Annotated in this window: 18 protein-coding genes and 1 pseudogene; 8 read left to right on the forward strand and 11 right to left on the reverse strand. The window is 41.1% G+C overall.

The window, feature by feature from the left end; all coding sequences use genetic code 11:
• Positions 1 to 2 precede the first annotated feature (2 nt).
• From VE944_RS18645 to VE944_RS18655, 3 genes are all read left to right on the forward strand, one after another.
• Positions 3 to 209 (forward strand): DUF751 family protein, encoded by a 207-nt coding sequence (locus tag VE944_RS18645; protein ID WP_324980029.1) that lies wholly within the window; start codon positions 3 to 5, stop codon positions 207 to 209.
• A 123-nt stretch (positions 210 to 332) separates the two neighbouring features.
• Positions 333 to 752 carry a 30S ribosome-binding factor RbfA gene (rbfA, locus tag VE944_RS18650; RefSeq protein WP_324980032.1) on the forward strand — a complete coding sequence of 140 codons (420 nt, stop codon included), beginning with the start codon at positions 333 to 335 and terminating at the stop codon, positions 750 to 752.
• Positions 753 to 1,689: 937 nt separating this feature from the next.
• On the forward strand, positions 1,690 to 1,926 hold the full coding sequence (locus tag VE944_RS18655; protein ID WP_012407481.1) for a DUF4327 family protein: 237 nt from the start codon (positions 1,690 to 1,692) through the stop codon (positions 1,924 to 1,926).
• A 667-nt stretch (positions 1,927 to 2,593) separates the two neighbouring features.
• Here VE944_RS18655 and VE944_RS18660 read toward each other — a convergent pair.
• On the reverse strand, positions 2,594 to 2,947 hold the full coding sequence (locus tag VE944_RS18660) for a hypothetical protein (protein WP_324980042.1): 354 nt from the start codon (positions 2,945 to 2,947) through the stop codon (positions 2,594 to 2,596).
• 16 nt (positions 2,948 to 2,963) lie between these two features.
• On the opposite strand from VE944_RS18660, the gene VE944_RS18665 reads away from it, so the two are divergent.
• Both VE944_RS18665 and cdf31 read left to right on the forward strand, forming a co-directional pair.
• Positions 2,964 to 3,197, forward strand: a complete 234-nt coding sequence (locus tag VE944_RS18665) for a hypothetical protein (RefSeq protein WP_324980044.1) — start codon at positions 2,964 to 2,966, stop codon at positions 3,195 to 3,197.
• 451 nt (positions 3,198 to 3,648) lie between these two features.
• A complete protein-coding gene (gene cdf31, locus VE944_RS18670; RefSeq protein ID WP_324980047.1) occupies positions 3,649 to 4,554 on the forward strand; it encodes a CDF family zinc efflux transporter Cdf31 in 906 nt (301 codons plus the stop codon).
• Positions 4,555 to 4,616: 62 nt separating this feature from the next.
• On the opposite strand, the gene VE944_RS18675 is transcribed toward cdf31, so the two are convergent.
• The 10 genes and pseudogenes from VE944_RS18675 to VE944_RS18720 all read right to left on the reverse strand — a co-directional run bounded on the left by VE944_RS18675 (position 4,617) and on the right by VE944_RS18720 (position 11,836).
• Positions 4,617 to 5,021, reverse strand: a complete 405-nt coding sequence (locus VE944_RS18675; RefSeq protein WP_324980085.1) for a response regulator — start codon at positions 5,019 to 5,021, stop codon at positions 4,617 to 4,619.
• 805 nt (positions 5,022 to 5,826) lie between these two features.
• Entirely contained in the window at positions 5,827 to 7,446 is a 1,620-nt protein-coding gene (guaA, locus tag VE944_RS18680; RefSeq protein ID WP_324980049.1) for a glutamine-hydrolyzing GMP synthase, read from the reverse strand.
• A 225-nt stretch (positions 7,447 to 7,671) separates the two neighbouring features.
• Positions 7,672 to 8,787, reverse strand: a complete 1,116-nt coding sequence (gene cbiD / locus VE944_RS18685) for a cobalt-precorrin-5B (C(1))-methyltransferase CbiD (RefSeq protein WP_324980054.1) — start codon at positions 8,785 to 8,787, stop codon at positions 7,672 to 7,674.
• Between the two features lie 47 nt (positions 8,788 to 8,834).
• The gene (locus VE944_RS18690) at positions 8,835 to 9,002 is read right to left on the reverse strand and encodes a hypothetical protein (protein ID WP_324980057.1); all 168 of its coding nucleotides are present in this window, start codon (positions 9,000 to 9,002) and stop codon (positions 8,835 to 8,837) included.
• An 88-nt stretch (positions 9,003 to 9,090) separates the two neighbouring features.
• Entirely contained in the window at positions 9,091 to 9,390 is a 300-nt protein-coding gene (locus VE944_RS18695; RefSeq protein ID WP_324980060.1) for a DUF705 domain-containing protein, read from the reverse strand.
• A 145-nt stretch (positions 9,391 to 9,535) separates the two neighbouring features.
• Complete coding sequence (locus tag VE944_RS18700; protein ID WP_324980088.1) at positions 9,536 to 9,670, reverse strand: DUF5615 family PIN-like protein; 135 nt, start codon at positions 9,668 to 9,670, stop codon at positions 9,536 to 9,538.
• Between the two features lie 30 nt (positions 9,671 to 9,700).
• Positions 9,701 to 9,904 (reverse strand): annotated as a pseudogene (locus VE944_RS18705) (DUF433 domain-containing protein); the annotation flags it as partial.
• Positions 9,905 to 9,994: 90 nt separating this feature from the next.
• The gene (locus VE944_RS18710) at positions 9,995 to 10,279 is read right to left on the reverse strand and encodes a DUF7734 family protein (RefSeq protein ID WP_324980063.1); all 285 of its coding nucleotides are present in this window, start codon (positions 10,277 to 10,279) and stop codon (positions 9,995 to 9,997) included.
• Positions 10,280 to 10,315: 36 nt separating this feature from the next.
• A complete protein-coding gene (locus VE944_RS18715; RefSeq protein WP_324980066.1) occupies positions 10,316 to 10,912 on the reverse strand; it encodes a DUF3177 family protein in 597 nt (198 codons plus the stop codon).
• A gap of 678 nt (positions 10,913 to 11,590) precedes the next feature.
• A complete protein-coding gene (locus VE944_RS18720; RefSeq protein ID WP_190894217.1) occupies positions 11,591 to 11,836 on the reverse strand; it encodes a Calvin cycle protein CP12 in 246 nt (81 codons plus the stop codon).
• Between the two features lie 370 nt (positions 11,837 to 12,206).
• On the opposite strand from VE944_RS18720, the gene VE944_RS18725 reads away from it, so the two are divergent.
• From VE944_RS18725 to VE944_RS18735, 3 genes are all read left to right on the forward strand, one after another.
• Complete coding sequence (locus tag VE944_RS18725) at positions 12,207 to 13,442, forward strand: FIST signal transduction protein (protein ID WP_324980091.1); 1,236 nt, start codon at positions 12,207 to 12,209, stop codon at positions 13,440 to 13,442.
• 186 nt (positions 13,443 to 13,628) lie between these two features.
• The gene (locus VE944_RS18730; protein ID WP_324980073.1) at positions 13,629 to 13,943 is read left to right on the forward strand and encodes a hypothetical protein; all 315 of its coding nucleotides are present in this window, start codon (positions 13,629 to 13,631) and stop codon (positions 13,941 to 13,943) included.
• Complete coding sequence (locus VE944_RS18735) at positions 13,944 to 14,399, forward strand: type II toxin-antitoxin system VapC family toxin (protein ID WP_324980076.1); 456 nt, start codon at positions 13,944 to 13,946, stop codon at positions 14,397 to 14,399.
• Positions 14,400 to 14,903 lie beyond the last annotated feature (504 nt).

Here is a 14,903-nt window from a genome sequence, read left to right on the forward strand (position 1 = left end):
AAATGTTTGACGGATTTTGGGATAACGTCTTTCGCTACCCCCGGTACTTAATTAGTATCGTCTTAGGACTGTTTATTAACACCTTTGCGCCGTTAGTGCCATTGTTGAAGCGCCCAGTCACCTTAATTGCTATCTTGGGTTTGTTTGTGAGCAGCCTAGTCTTCCTTACTCTTACCCTACGGGCAATGCTGGGCTTGAGTACAATCTAGACTAGCGCTATATCGGGGCTGTGCCCCACAGACGGTTGCTCTTGGCGTTGCTTGCGCTAAGTACTGTCTACTTAACTTGCATGTATTTTTGTTGTATAACCTCTGTGATGAGGCGAAATTTTTATGGCTACAAATCGTCGGGTTTCCCGCGTTGCTGAATTGATCAAACGGGAAGTTAGCCAAATGCTGCTCAACGGCATCAAGGATGACCGTGTGGGTACAGGAATGGTAAGTGTTACTGATGTTGATGTTTCCGGCGATCTCCAACACGCCAAAATCTACGTCAGTATCTATGGTACAGATGAAGCTAAGGAAGAAACAATGGCAGGCTTAAAGTCAGCCACGGGTTACGTCCGCAGCGAACTTGGGGCGCGGGTACGGCTACGTCGTACACCAGAGGTGCTGTTTCTCGAAGATCGCTCCATAGAACGCGGTAATAAAGTACTGGCGCTACTAAACCAACTTAACCATCAGCGTCCCCCAGAAAATTTGGTAGCAGTAGATGATAGCACCAATCAAGATGATGAATCATCTGATGAATGAGTAACTGAAATAACAATGTAACTTCAGAACAATTAATCTCAGCAAATCCGCTAAACAATTTACAGACGTGACCAAATCGCGTCTGTTTTAATATGACCATAATCTATTTCAGGGATCAGTAGTTGCATATATACGTTTTTTACTTGCCTTGGCTTCCGTGCCTACTCTACTATTCCTGTTTCGCTCTACCCCCAATACCTTTCGCGTTAAGGAATTTCTTGATTGAGGCAGGGAGCAGAGGGAGAAGAGAGGCTGTTCTTGAAAAAAGAATTACTGAACAATAACTCTCTTTCCTCCCCTGGCTCCTGCCCCCTTCAATTGGAAGTCCTTTACTCGACCCTTCTACAGATGTTTATCTAAAGAAAATTGTGTAACATTAGTGCTGAAATCAACTAAGTAATTACGGTTCTATTTAAGAAATTGTTAACAGATGCTGGGGTAAAAGCCTTCGTAAGTTACTTTAGCCGTTATGTTTTGCAACACTTTATACCCTAGTATCTGACAAATATTTTTATGTTGTTTACCCTTAGATAAATACGAGCAGTTTTAAATCCGCCTTTAAGGTGATTATTTGATATGTAAGCGATGCCTGTGACGGGCTACACCTATGCGCCCTGAACCTCTGGAAACCGCCAAATCTTGCCTAAAGACAGTAATGGAAAGATTTTCAGACTTGTGGCATCAAAGTCATACAGCTGCCATAGCAGGTTAAGTTAACTACTCGGAATTTTTTTTGTAAAGCAGATTTTCGACAAATGTCAGGATATGTTGACTTTCTTAACATTTCTTGAGATAATTTTAGGAAATATAGCGTCAAAATAAAAAGAGTTCCGTATAGCAAACTACAAAATCTTAGCCACAAGTCTAATTTCTGTAATGTTTGTTCCTAATTATTAACGGGAACACTATCGTAAGTGTTAATTTGTGAGTAAAAAACATGAGTGTGAATACGGTGCCTTCTATCAATTACTACTCTCTCGATCTGATTCAAGACGAAGCACGACGACTGGTGCAAAAAGGAATGATTAGCCGACAACAGCCAATATATACCCTCTGCCAATACATTCCAGCGAGAGAGTGGGTTTGCGTTGAATGTGAATTAGAGAAATGTGACTTTTTGTTACGCGATCGCATTGGCGACCTAATTGGTCGTGAACAGTGGGACAACGACTAATTAATGTTTGTATTTCAAATTTGGGATTGGGGGTTCATTTTCGATGTGTGGATGTCACCATCAACGATCCGACGCCCAATTTGGGGGATAATCTCTGGTTTTTCATAAGCATTGCCCCATATAGAATCTTGCTAGAATCTTAAGTTTTTCATTAATCTAGTACCGCAAGGCGGAAGTCAGCCCCTTCTCTGCGAGACGCTACGCGAATGGGGAAGTCAAAAGTCAAAAGGCTTTAATTTCGGGCTTTCTGGCTGTAATGAAATGGTAGGTTTATTTCCGCCGACCTGTACTAGAAGCATTTGAGTCTGAATTTATACAAATTTTCAAGTTAAAGAAGGTATCAAAACCATTTGTTGTGTACATTTGGTGTTATAGCTTGAGTCTAGTAAGTAGATTCTGTGACGTTCCTATATTTATCTAATAAGTAAATGTAGGAACTTCACTTTGGACTCGTAGTTCATTGCATTGCTTCCCTAAAGTAAGGGATAGTCTGCTTCCTGTTGAAAGGCAAAATCCGTCTTGAAAAGTTGGCTAAGTCCGGCTAACCGTCACCATCTGCGACAATAGAGGGAAACTCCGCAAGCAACTGGCTCAATTTTCGCAAAATCAAAAATTTGTATAGTATTTTTTTTTAATCTCGAAAAGCACAGAAAAATCACATGAACTATTATCCTACTTGCTCTAAGTAATTATTAATGTCTTCAATGATGCGAGTAAGTTCAGCTTCAGTAGTCAAGCGGATGTTGACGTTGCGGACAGTCAGCAAAACTTTTGCTGCGAAGGGTGTTGGCCAGATATTAGGATTACAGAAAATTTCTAAAAATACATCACCCGTATAACGATATTCCAGGGGAGGCTGGGGAGTTACTTTACCACCGCCGGGAGTGGGTTTAGCGGCGACAGCTTTCAGGCGCTCCATCAATTGATCTGTTGCTGCTTTTAATTCTCGTGCTGCTTGGGGTGAAAAACTGAAGGAGACAGAACCTTCAATTAGGTTCAAGGTTAGAGGAATTGAAGACATTTTTTATTAAAACTTCTTGATAAGTACTAATATTACCGGAAAAAGAGACGAAGCCGCCGTTGCTCTTGGTGGCTTCGTCTTTTTTTCGAGGATGCGCCTGAATCTTGGCGCTGGCATCGTCATCAGACAAATTTGCATAATTGGACTTTTCTTGGTTTTGCTTTGGTTGCCGAATCAGGCTGCGAAGCCGCCATCAATTTTCAGGTTCGTACCAGTGAAATATCCCATCCCTGCGGGACGCTACGCGTAGCAAGATCCCCAAAGGGTACGCTTTTAGGGCGGGGAGCAGGAGATATAGAAAAGAATTAGGATTCGACACTTTTTCGCTATTGGTTAAAGGTAACGAATTAAACTCATTAGACTCATCAATTTTCCTGAGTAAGTACAGCTTACTGATGGTCATGATCATCTCTTTGAATGCAATTCGATCTGACCTAACTGGATGTATGAATAACAAATTTAATTAAAATATTTTTAGAATTAATGCTAAAAATCTGCTGTTATCTGTAGAGGTATTATTAATACATATAAAGCTTGTAGCTGTTGTTAGTTATAAATAATCTCAAGAAAATAGTATAAAACATAGAGCCTATAGAGAGACTTAATTTTTATTGCGTAAGACTTTGATACATTTGATTAGTGTCTATTTATGTTTTAAGTTTTACATTAGAAGTCATAGAACTTGATGTGATAAATTATCTATGATTTACGATAACCGCGCCGAAGTGCGGAAGGTTTTAATTATTACCCTACTGCTCAACCTGTTTGTAATGGGATTGAAAGCACTTGTAGGTTCCTGGACTGGTTCGTTGAGTTTGCTAGCTGATGCCTTGCATAGTGTGACAGATAGCGCGAATAACGTTTTGGGATTAATTGCAAGTAAATTTTCTTCTCCACAACCCGATCGCGAGCATCCCTATGGACACACCAAGTTTGAAGCTGTGGGAGCTTTAGGAATTGCCTCATTTTTAGGAATAGCCTGTTTTGAAATTCTGCAAGGAGCAATCGAGCGAATTCTCCAAGGTGGTGGTGAACCTGTGAAAATATCGCCACCTGAGTTGTGGTTATTACTAATTGTGCTGGGCGTGAATATTTTTGTGGCGTTTTACGAACGTAGTGTGGGTAGGCGGGTAGGTAGCTCAATTCTCATAGCTGATGCTACACATACCATGAGCGATATTTGGGTGACAATCTCTGTAATTGCCGGTTTGATCGGAGTTTGGCTAGGTTATCAATGGATGGATTTGGTGTTATCTTTTCCTGTTGCTTTGTTGGTATTTTGGAGTGGTTGGTCAGTTTTAAAAGAGAATTTGCCTTGGCTAGTGGATCAAATGGCGATCGCACCAGAAGCAATTCATGCGATCGCTACTTCTGTTCCAGGTGTAATTAACTGTCATGATATTGCTTCTCGCGGTGTTCTTGGTCGTCAAGTGTTCATCGAAATGCATTTAATAGTAGATGCACCAGACGTAGAAACCGCTCACCACATCACTGAAGAAGTAGAAAGCCGATTAGAAGAACGGTTCCGTCCAGTCAGGATTTTAGTTCACGTTGAGCCACCAGCCTATAAGTCTGAGCAAATTAGCTTTGAAACTGGAGCAAAGTAATCTAAGCAATTCCAAATCACGCCCTATTCATTTAATGACCTACAAAGGACTGCATCTTTGCGTTAATTCTTATAAGAAGCAACCAAATCAACCACGATCGCAACTAGTTCTCCTGGATCAACCGGTTTTGCCACATGAGTCTGAAAGCCCGCTTCCAGCGCACGGCTACGATACTCGCTATCGCCGTATGCAGTTAAAGCTATAGCCGGAAGTTTTTCCCAAATATCAGACTTCAGCGCCCGGATCTTGCGGATAAGAGTGTAGCCATCTTCACCAGGCATAGCAATATCACAAATCAAAACTTCTGGTTGCAACTCAGGTAATACTTTCAATGCTACCTCTGCCGATGCAACTGCTATGACGGTGGCTCCATCAGCTTCCAACACGGTAGTAATGTAAAATCGGCTATCGTCATCATCATCAACTACGAGGATGTTTAAGCCAGCAAGGGGCAGAGCAGGTTCCATAACATCTCCATTAATGTTGATCACATGAAAGTTATTTCTAATGAGCTGCTTGTTTTTTCTCAGTGGCCCCACCATTGGTAATTTTACTGCGATCGCGTCTATTTTCCTAGAAAATAACTCAATTCGTCCAGCTAGCATCAAGTAGATGGTTAATTCTTGGCTGGCATTTAGAATTATTGACGGGATAAAACTATGTTGGTGTTTAATTCCTTAATTAACTTTTACCATTGAATAAAATTACGTACTGTAGGGTGTATTAAAATGAAATCCGTAACGCACCATTTATAAGAATTTGGTGTCGTACTTTCACAGCTACACACCCTATTAGCATGTCAAGGCTAAATTTATTGCACAAATTTAGCCTTGACACCCTATTACGTATCTTTTGAAATATCAAATAGTAGTCTCATAACAGGTTGGAATTTTAGTAGAAGTAAACTAAGCTGTTACGTATACAACTTGCATTATCAGGGCGGGCAAGATGCCCACCCTACAATCATATTGAAAAAATATTAGTGCAAATTAAAGGCGCAACAGCTTACGAATAAATTCGCTTGCTCTTGGTGCAGATACTGAGTGAACAGACTTTTTTAAATTTAGAGTTTTGAATCTTTCAATTCCATTATCCAAGATTTAAAATATCAAATTCGCTCATCAGCTTTTGAACTAAGTCAACTCAAAACTTGGTTAGGGATTTCCAGAAATTAAATTATTCAATTTTGGAAGCGAAGATGATCGTTAGATTCTTCCTCCCCTGCTTCCCCTGCTTGCCAAAGCAATGGGATATTTTTTAGTTGGAAATCCCTTACTCCCATTCAATGGTTCCAGGCGGCTTAGAGGTGATGTCATAAACCACCCGATTCACCCCTTTCACCTCATTCACAATCCGAGTGGAAATCACTTCGAGTACATCGTAAGGGACTCTTGCCCAATCAGCAGTCATGCCATCTTCACTGGTCACAATCCGCAAAACAATCGGGTAAGCGTAAGTGCGTTGATCCCCCATAACACCAACACTACGAATTGGCAGCAATACCGCAAACGCTTGCCAGAAATCATGATACATACCGCGTTGGTTAATTTCTTGCCGGACAATCAAATCTGCATCGCGCAAAATATTTAACCGCTCAGATGTGACTTCTCCCAGAATGCGAATTGCCAAACCAGGCCCAGGAAAAGGTTGCCGTTGGACAATTTCTTCTGGTAAACCAATGGAACGCCCAACTTTGCGGACTTCATCTTTAAATAGTTTCCGCAGTGGTTCCACCAATTTAAATCTTAGGTCTTTAGGCAAACCGCCAACATTGTGATGACTCTTAATTTTCACCGCTACCCGCTCACCAGTTTGGGGATCAACGTTGGTGTCAGCAGATTCGATTACATCTGGATAAAGAGTCCCTTGAGCCAGATAGTCAAAGTGACCAAGGCGTTTGGATGTTTCCTCAAATACAGCAATAAATTCGTGTCCGATGCGGCGGCGTTTTTCTTCAGGATCTGTGATATCAACAACTTTAGCTAAAAAGCGATCGCGAGCATTAACATACTCTACAGGAATGTGAAACTGCTCTTGGAACAGCTTTACCAATCGTTCTGGCTCATACTTTCGCATAAAGCCTTGATCGATAAATACGCAAGTCAGTTGCTCACCAATGGCTTTATACAGCAAGAAGGCTAAGGTAGAAGAATCCACCCCACCAGACAACGCCAACAGCACTCGCTTTTCACCAACTCTGGCGCGAATTTCTCGAATTGCCTCTTCAACAAAAGCGGCTGTTGTCCAAGTAGGTTCGCAATCGCAGATGTGATAGACAAAATTACGGATTAATGCTAAACCGCCAATAGAATGCACTACCTCTGGATGGAACTGAACGCCGTAAAGCTTCTTTTCGTGATCGGCGATCGCAGCACAGGGAGTATTTTCTGTATGTGCCAGCAATTCAAACCCTGATGGCATTTTGGTAACTGAGTCTCCATGACTCATCCACATCGTAGTGCCATCTTCGACATTAGTAAGTAAATGTGTGGGATCATCAATATATAATGACGCTTTGCCGTACTCACCTCGATCAGCCTTTGCCACTTCGCCACCGAGTTGGTTTACCATCAGCTGCATTCCATAGCAAACACCCAAGACGGGTATTCCCAAATTCCAGATTTCTGGGTCACAATGGGGAGCGTTATCACCATAAACCGAACTTGGCCCACCTGAGAGGATGATTCCCTTAGGATCGAGTTGGCGCAAATGTTCAGAAGTAGTGCGATAGGATAAAACTTCCGAGTATACTTGAGTCTCGCGGATGCGACGGGCAATCAACTCAGAATATTGAGAGCCGAAGTCCAGAATTACAATCAATTGGCGATCAAGTCTCCCCAAATTTTCCAATGTTTGGGGCGCTTGTTCTGTTGGTATCACCGCTGTGTTCATGACGGGAGTGTTATGTCTGTTAAGGGTAGATGCTTTGTGGTCTATGATGATGCTATTATTCAGCCTGGGTAGGCTAGATAATGGTATAGAGAGCCTTTACAAACGCAAGATTATGTGCATTTGTCGATATATTGAGTGAAAGAGGGTATTAAAACGATTAACTTACCCTAGAGTGGTTACTTAGAAGATTATTTATTTGAATTGTTTACGATTATTCATAATAAATTAACATAATTTTCCCATCAACAGACCAGCAGTTTTACTCTTCACGATAATTTTGCGATCGCGATCAAAGAGGATAGAGCCACAGATTGTACTTCCTGTGCTGCTTTCCCTATGGTTTTGGATATATTCTTGAGAACGAACATCGATAGTTTCGGCGATCGCACTGTAAACTTGATTTACCCAATCACTACCAGTTGTAGCATCTAGCGATTTTAGGTATGTTAGTGCGGCTTCGGCGGTTGCACTGTTAAACACAGCTTGGATATCTGGTGATTTTAAACCTGCGATCGCACAATGCGCTGCTAAAATTTCCCGCCGTCCATCAGCCAAGTAGTGATGGGTGTGAAAAATTCCTCCCGCCAGTTTCATCAGCTTACCGTGATAGCCAAATAATAAGATTTCTTTCACGCCTAGCACATCAGCTTCTACTAACATTGGGCCAAGCCAGTTAGCAGTTTTGACCAATTGCTCAGGATTAATCCCTAGTTTACGCGCCAAATCTAGGCCATTTTCCCCGATACAGAATACTAAACTTTCAAAACGACTGGCTTTATTTTGTAATTCCGCCCGAAAAATTGCAAGCTGATCTGGTGTACTCAAAGGTTGAGAAATACCAGTTGTGCCTAAAAGGGAAAGTCCTTCAACCACACCAAAGGCAGAATTTGAAGTGCGAACAGCAAGCGATCGCCCTTCGGGTAAAATGATCGTCACCGTGATTTTTTCCCCCGGTGCTAGCATTAGTTGCAAGTTTTCTTTTAAAAGCCTTTGAGCATAGGCATAAATAGCAGGCTTGTCATCAGCATTCACCTGTCTGCCAATTCCTTCCCCACCTTTAATAATTACAGCATCATCACCCTGTTCTCGCCATTCCACCAATGCCCAAATCGGTGTATCTTTAGTCAAATCGAGATTATCGCCAGGATCGCTACGGGCGATTGCTAAAGCTGTATTTTCAGATAGTCCTGCTACCTGTTCAATGGGGATTTCTGCGATTTGAGCGGGTTCAATCAAATCTACAGATGCTAAAGTTAGGGGTTGGCGATCGCGTAACCAGTGTAAAGCTGCAACAGCAGCAGCACAAGCAAAGACGGGAAGTGTGTATCCAGAACGGGACATTTTTTAAATTTAAAAGTCAAAATAATTATTCAAAAATAAAGACAGTTTCAGAGGACATTGGGAATTCTTCCACTCGTTAATTCTTTGTAAATATCAGTTAAGTTCTCCTTGAATTCGTTTTCGGTTTCTGCCTGAGTCCAGTAGTCTGCATACTCTTCCAAATAGCCAAGCCACATCTCCTCATCTTGCCAGTAAACATATTTTTTGGTTGTCATAGGGTGAAAGAGTTATGAACTTCTCCAACTATGCCAACCATCTTATCAAACTGGGCGATCGCTCTATTACAGTCAGTCGTCTATAGTCTTATTCACTGAGCAAACTGTTAGCCTGCAATGGATACACATGGCGTAAGCTTCGCCAAGCCGGAAATGGTTGATCGTCAATCATTGCTTCTGGCTTTGGGAGATAACCAGCAAAGCAATCCTCTAGTCCAAACTCCTTTGCTGAAGCACGAGCATAATCACTGCCTCCACTGCTCCAGCAGTATAGTACTGCTCCTTGCGCCTTTAACTGTCGAACTACTTTAATGACACTGGGTATTGGAATTCGTTTCGTTCCAACGGAGCGAACAAGAGTGTCATCGACATCAACAAAAATTACCACAGTTGAGTTTTCCGTGCTAAAGCTTGATTTTACTTAAATTTAATCGCCCAACCGAAGAATAACTATAACTGACAATTCGGCATGATATCCAGAATAATAATGCTTCCAGTGCGATCGCATTGTTCTGCCGTATTTTCAAACTACGCTAACACCAAAATGCTTTCCACACATCATCCGTGTTGATTAATCCTAAAGTTTTAACGTGTACTGAATCAGGATACAAATCTACAATCCGTGAAATAATTCGATCAGACAAATTTTCGTCTAGAAGCAGTTTCACAGGAATACCACAAATAACTTCTTCAAATAACTTCTTCTCACGATCGGCAGCAAAAGCTAGACGCGCTTTGATATCTTCAGAAGTTAATTCAGAAAAATCTTCTAGGATTTCTGCTTCAGTCATTCCACCATCAAGATACTCCAAAATATCATAAACAGTTATTCGCATTCCCCGGATACAGGGTTTACCACTGCGTTTTTCAGGCTCAATCGTAATAATGTTGTGGTAATTCATAAATTAGTCAAGATATTTGTTTAATCTATGAGGTTTGCTCTAGTCAGTCTAGCAACTAAGCTTGAGATAAAATTTTAGTTAGACTCCCACTTATGATAATAGAGTTTCCATAGTTTCCCAAGAAATTCCTTGTTGAATATAATGAGGTGCTTCAGGATTATAAGGACTGGCAACTCGATCAATGTTAAGGATGTTTGCCCCATCTGGTAGAACTGGTACATCTGCATCAAATGCCGTTGGACGCATTAAAGAACTGGAAAAGCCTTTGAAAATAGCAATTGTATCTTCCTCATCAGCAATTTGCACCGTTACAAGTAGAACTTCTTGAGGGCGTTTAGCGGTGTATTGTTCCAGTCGCTTGCCAATGGAATCCATTTTTTTAAGAGTAGGAGTATGGTGGTGCAACGATGCTTACTGTGGTGTGGCCGAGCGTCCCTGCTTGCCCAGCTTAATCACAACAAAGTAGCTTAAGTAAAGCACATAAATTACTAAACTAGTTATGCCGAGAAAACCTAAAAACTCAGCCTTGCTATTAGCATGAAAATATTCTTTGAATAGCAACGGAGCCTCAAACCAAACGCGACAATAGGAAGTCTTCAGCGCACTACCAGAAAAAGCACAACCTAAAAAAGGGATAAACGCTAGTGTACCCAAAATACAATAAACAGTTGTCGCCCAGCGCCAAGAAGTAAAAATTAATTTCAAAGCGCCACTGCTTTGATACTCAATTTCATCGTTGATATCCACCCAGAACCACAGCGAAATCGGGATCAAAATCTGAGCTATCAATCCAGAGATAAAGCTAACTGGATACTGGGCAATCATTAAGTAAATTGTGATTGCTACCAGGCTTGATACTCGCCAGTATATACCCAATAAGCGTTGTATGCCTTCCGCCTTTTGCACAAATGCCCAAATTAGAAGAATTAGCGGAATAACTACCAGGAATAATACTGCCAGTCGGTAATCCATCCAGACGAAAGGGCGAAACCAAACGTTATAGTCCATAGTTTTTCTCAAAGGATAAATAAAACATTTTTAACCAAGAACAAGATCCATAACTGACAAACTGTAAGCTATTACCTAGGTATTAGTCCATCTATAATTACATAACAGTTTAATCAAAGCACAAAGTCTAGCCTTAAGACTGCGCTCTAACTTCTTTGTGCAAGCAAGTGGCTACCCAACTTATACTATTTCACGGAATTTATACTGTAAATACGTTTGTAGGGGCATACAGATGTACGCCCCTACAGTCAATTCATTTGTTGCAAAGATTTTTGGAAAAGGTATTAAATAGTAAATTGTTTAATTCACTTTCCTCAATCTCTCTATTTGGTAAAAAACAAGCAACTCAAAGACCCTCGACTCAGATTTTGCACCTATTTGCAAGTAGCGTCAGGAAGAGTTTTAAAACCCACCCACCGACTATATACTCGACACTCTCGGACAAAACCCCAATTTTTTGGGTGTAAAAGTTTCCTTTTAAGATAAAAAAAACCTCAAATCTTAACCCTTATACATCCGTAACTCCAAATATTTCACCAATTATTTACCTGTTAGGGCAAATGATGAAAGAGGGGGAGTCAGATTTTAGGCGGGAGTGAGGTGAGAGTGCAAGATTTGAGTAAGTAAATTTTGGTTGCTTGTTTACCAAACTAACAAAAAATTTACTTGTCTAAATTTTTAGTCGTCGTAAACTCGGCATTCAATTGCATCTGGGTTGTCATCACAATACTGTTCTAGAGAGTTTTTTGGCTTGCTTTGGCGCTTGTGGGAAGCTTCGGCTTGCAATTCTTCAACTGCATCCCAAGCAGCAGCACACTCTGGTGAACCACTACCGCTAATATCACAGACAGTACGCGCTTGCTCTACTTCTTCTTGGATTTTCTCTTGAATATCGCTCTTTGCTGTTTCTTGGATGTTGGTCATTGCTTTAGTCTCGTTGTGTGTTGTTAATACTAGTATAGAAAAACTTCAGAAATGGCAGATTTTAGCTTGAGTACTAACTATTCTAACCATTCAGCTCATAAGTTAGAACTTTAGCCTATTGATTTATAACCAATACAGTAAACTGCCGCATCTATAATGCATTCATCTTTATTTTTTAAGATTTTGTGGAATTAGTACCATAGATAAACAATCATACAATATATTTAGATGCATCTATTAAGGAATGACAACCCCAGCTTCTTGGGATGGAGGAGACAAAAGGCTGGCACTAATTTTTGTCGGATGCAATTCTTCCCAAAATCAAAAATCAAAACCTACTAGCCCCAAAAGAGAAAGAAGCTCAAAACTCATGGCAGACCAAATGCAGTGGGCAAACGCCCTATCAACCCGTCATTCTTTGGAAGCAGCTGTTACAGATGTGGTGGAACGAGCTGTCTCATCGTTAACAGCACCTGCGGATCTAGGACTGGTATTCATTTCGTCTGCTTTTACGAGTGAGTATTCCCGACTGTTACCCTTGTTAGCTGAGAAACTTTCTGTGCCTGTGCTAATTGGCTGTAGTGGTGGAGGTGTGATTGGGACGACAGTTAACGGAGAAATCCAAGAATTAGAAGCTGAACCAGCTATTAGCTTGACTTTAGCACACCTTCCAGGGGTGAAGGTTCAAGTATTTCATGTTGTTGCTGAAGAATTACCTGACTTAGACAGTTCACCAGATACTTGGGTTGATTTGATTGGTGTGCCAACATCACCGACACCCCAGTTCATCTTGCTGTCTAGTTCTTTCGCTTCTGGAATCAACGATTTATTGCAGGGGTTGGATTTTGCTTATCCAGGATCGGTGATAGTGGGGGGACAGGCTAGCGGTGGGGGTATGGGTGGTCGTGTTGCCCTTTTTTGTAATGATACTGAGGGCGAGGAACACCAAAGCCTGTATCGTGAGGGTACTATCGGCATAGCTTTGACTGGCAATATTGTTTTGGAAACGATTGTAGCCCAAGGATGCCGACCGATTGGCAAACCATTGCAAGTTACAAAAGCCGATCGCAACATCATCTTAGAGTTAGATGAGCAAGTGCCGCTAGTGGTATTGCGAGATTTGATTGCTAGTCTCAGCGAACACGAACGGATTTTAGCACAGCACTCTCTGTTTGTTGGTGTAGCGATGGATGAATTTAAGCTGGCTTTGCAACAGGGAGACTTTTTAATTCGTGGTATTCTTGGGGTCGATCCAACAGCTGGGGCGATCGCAATTGGCGATCGTGTCCGTCCAGGACAAAGGCTGCAATTCCACCTCCGCGATGCTCAAGCCTCTGCTGAAGACCTAGAATTACTCCTCCAAAGTTATCAAACCCAACGCGAATCTGAACCCTCTGCTGTTGCTGCTTTAATGTTTGCCTGTCTGGGGCGAGGTGAAGGACTCTATGGTAAACCCAATTTCGATTCTGAACTATTTCGGCGCTACGTCAGCGATATTCCTGTAGGCGGCTTTTTCTGTGGTGGTGAAATCGGCCCTGTAGGCGGCAGAACTTTCTTACACGCCTACACCTCCGCATTTGGAATTTGTCGCCAAAATCAGTTATGAGTTATGAATTAGACTTCTGACTTTATCCTATCTAATTTGTGAAATTCGCGGTGTCTAGTTCCCCGACTTCGTAATAGTTGTCGGGGATATAACTTTTCACAAATGATTTAGGATTGCTATAGTAGCCTGTTATTAAACTAGGAAGTAATTTCAGTATTTAAATATTATTTATGGAAAGCTACTAGCATGGGAAACAATAACAATCCAATACTACCATTACTAACAGAGGCTGACAGAGAAGAGTTAGAAAGCGTTGTGCAAGTGTTAGCAAATGTAACTAAGCTCCCGATTGAAGTGGTTAAGCCACATTTTGATGCATTGCTTGAGCAGTTGATCAAATCAAAACAGGATCAACCTTTTTACAAAACTGCAACGGCTCTTGAGTGGATAACAGCTTTTCGGGAATGGGCAGAGAGCCATAGACGAGACACGCCTTTACTATCAGAATATGCTTTAAGTCGGGCTGGAATATACGATGATGACGAAAACGAAGATATTTAAGTGACTTATCTTGTCGATACCAATTTATTACTATTAAGTGTACAGCCACACCACCCAATGTATGCAGATACACTGAACGCAATCTCAACTTTACGAGGAGCCGAAGAAGAGCTTTTTATTACCTCGCAAAACCTCATAGAGTTTTGGCGAAGTGCTACACGACCTGTCCAAAAGAACGGCTTAGGCTTAACCATAGCTGAAGCGAGGACGGAACTAGAGCGTTTAGAAGGTTTATTCTTGGTACTGCCAGATGTACCTGAGATTTATCCAGAGTGGAAGCGATTAATCTTACAGTATGGGGTAGCGGGTGTAAATGTCCACGATGCTAGGCTTGTAGCCTCAATGTTAGTCCACAGGTTAACCCATATCTTAACTTTTAACGTTAGAGACTTTAACCGCTACGCTTCTGAAGTCACCCCTGTGAACCCAACTAGCTTTACATCACCGCATCCGTGAGAGCTAATGAGGTTGTCACCTCGCACTCTTTTTTCATTACGTGAAAAATCAGATAGGCTATTTGCGCTCAAACAGGATGCTCTTGTTTGAGCGCAAATAGCTGTTTGTCTAAGATTTAGCTGTTCTTCTATATTTGCAGATATATATCGAGATAAACGCTTTGAAGACTTGTATATATAAACAAATATATTCTTTGCATAGGCTAGTTTAAATATTGATTTATACCTTGTGGTTTCTAATAAAAAGCTCGATTATTGATTGAGAAAGCACATATTTATACTTTATGTAATAAGGATATCAAAATACTTCATTGCTCACTTTAAATCATAGCAAAAGATATTTACTAATCATCTAAGTTTATTTATATCGGAGTTTGATTAATCCAATGTTAGAAGGATGGATTCAAATTGTACTAACGTTACTAATTGTAGTAGCAATAACTCCTTTTTTTGGGCGCTATATGGCGCGTGTCTACCTTGAGGAAAGTACTTTTCTCGACCCAAT

The sequence above is a fragment of the Nostoc sp. genome, assembly GCF_035638895.1.
In the GTDB taxonomy this organism is placed as follows: domain Bacteria; phylum Cyanobacteriota; class Cyanobacteriia; order Cyanobacteriales; family Nostocaceae; genus Nostoc.

Bases quoted from the DNA above. Each gene is read 5' to 3' on its own strand.
- cbiD (WP_324980054.1), bottom strand. From the start codon at position 8,787: ATGTCCCGTTCTGGATACACACTTCCCGTCTTTGCTTGTGCTGCTGCT.
- VE944_RS18710 (WP_324980063.1), bottom strand. From the start codon at position 10,279: ATGGATTCCATTGGCAAGCGACTGGAACAATACACCGCTAAACGCCCT.
- VE944_RS18720 (WP_190894217.1), bottom strand. From the start codon at position 11,836: ATGACCAACATCCAAGAAACAGCAAAGAGCGATATTCAAGAGAAAATC.
- VE944_RS18715 (WP_324980066.1), bottom strand. From the start codon at position 10,912: ATGGACTATAACGTTTGGTTTCGCCCTTTCGTCTGGATGGATTACCGA.
- VE944_RS18690 (WP_324980057.1), bottom strand. From the start codon at position 9,002: ATGACAACCAAAAAATATGTTTACTGGCAAGATGAGGAGATGTGGCTT.
- guaA (WP_324980049.1), bottom strand. From the start codon at position 7,446: ATGAACACAGCGGTGATACCAACAGAACAAGCGCCCCAAACATTGGAA.
- VE944_RS18730 (WP_324980073.1), top strand. From the start codon at position 13,629: ATGGGAAACAATAACAATCCAATACTACCATTACTAACAGAGGCTGAC.
- rbfA (WP_324980032.1), top strand. From the start codon at position 333: ATGGCTACAAATCGTCGGGTTTCCCGCGTTGCTGAATTGATCAAACGG.
- VE944_RS18675 (WP_324980085.1), bottom strand. From the start codon at position 5,021: ATGGAACCTGCTCTGCCCCTTGCTGGCTTAAACATCCTCGTAGTTGAT.
- VE944_RS18725 (WP_324980091.1), top strand. From the start codon at position 12,207: ATGGCAGACCAAATGCAGTGGGCAAACGCCCTATCAACCCGTCATTCT.
- cdf31 (WP_324980047.1), top strand. From the start codon at position 3,649: ATGATTTACGATAACCGCGCCGAAGTGCGGAAGGTTTTAATTATTACC.
- VE944_RS18645 (WP_324980029.1), top strand. From the start codon at position 3: ATGTTTGACGGATTTTGGGATAACGTCTTTCGCTACCCCCGGTACTTA.
- VE944_RS18660 (WP_324980042.1), bottom strand. From the start codon at position 2,947: ATGTCTTCAATTCCTCTAACCTTGAACCTAATTGAAGGTTCTGTCTCC.
- VE944_RS18655 (WP_012407481.1), top strand. From the start codon at position 1,690: ATGAGTGTGAATACGGTGCCTTCTATCAATTACTACTCTCTCGATCTG.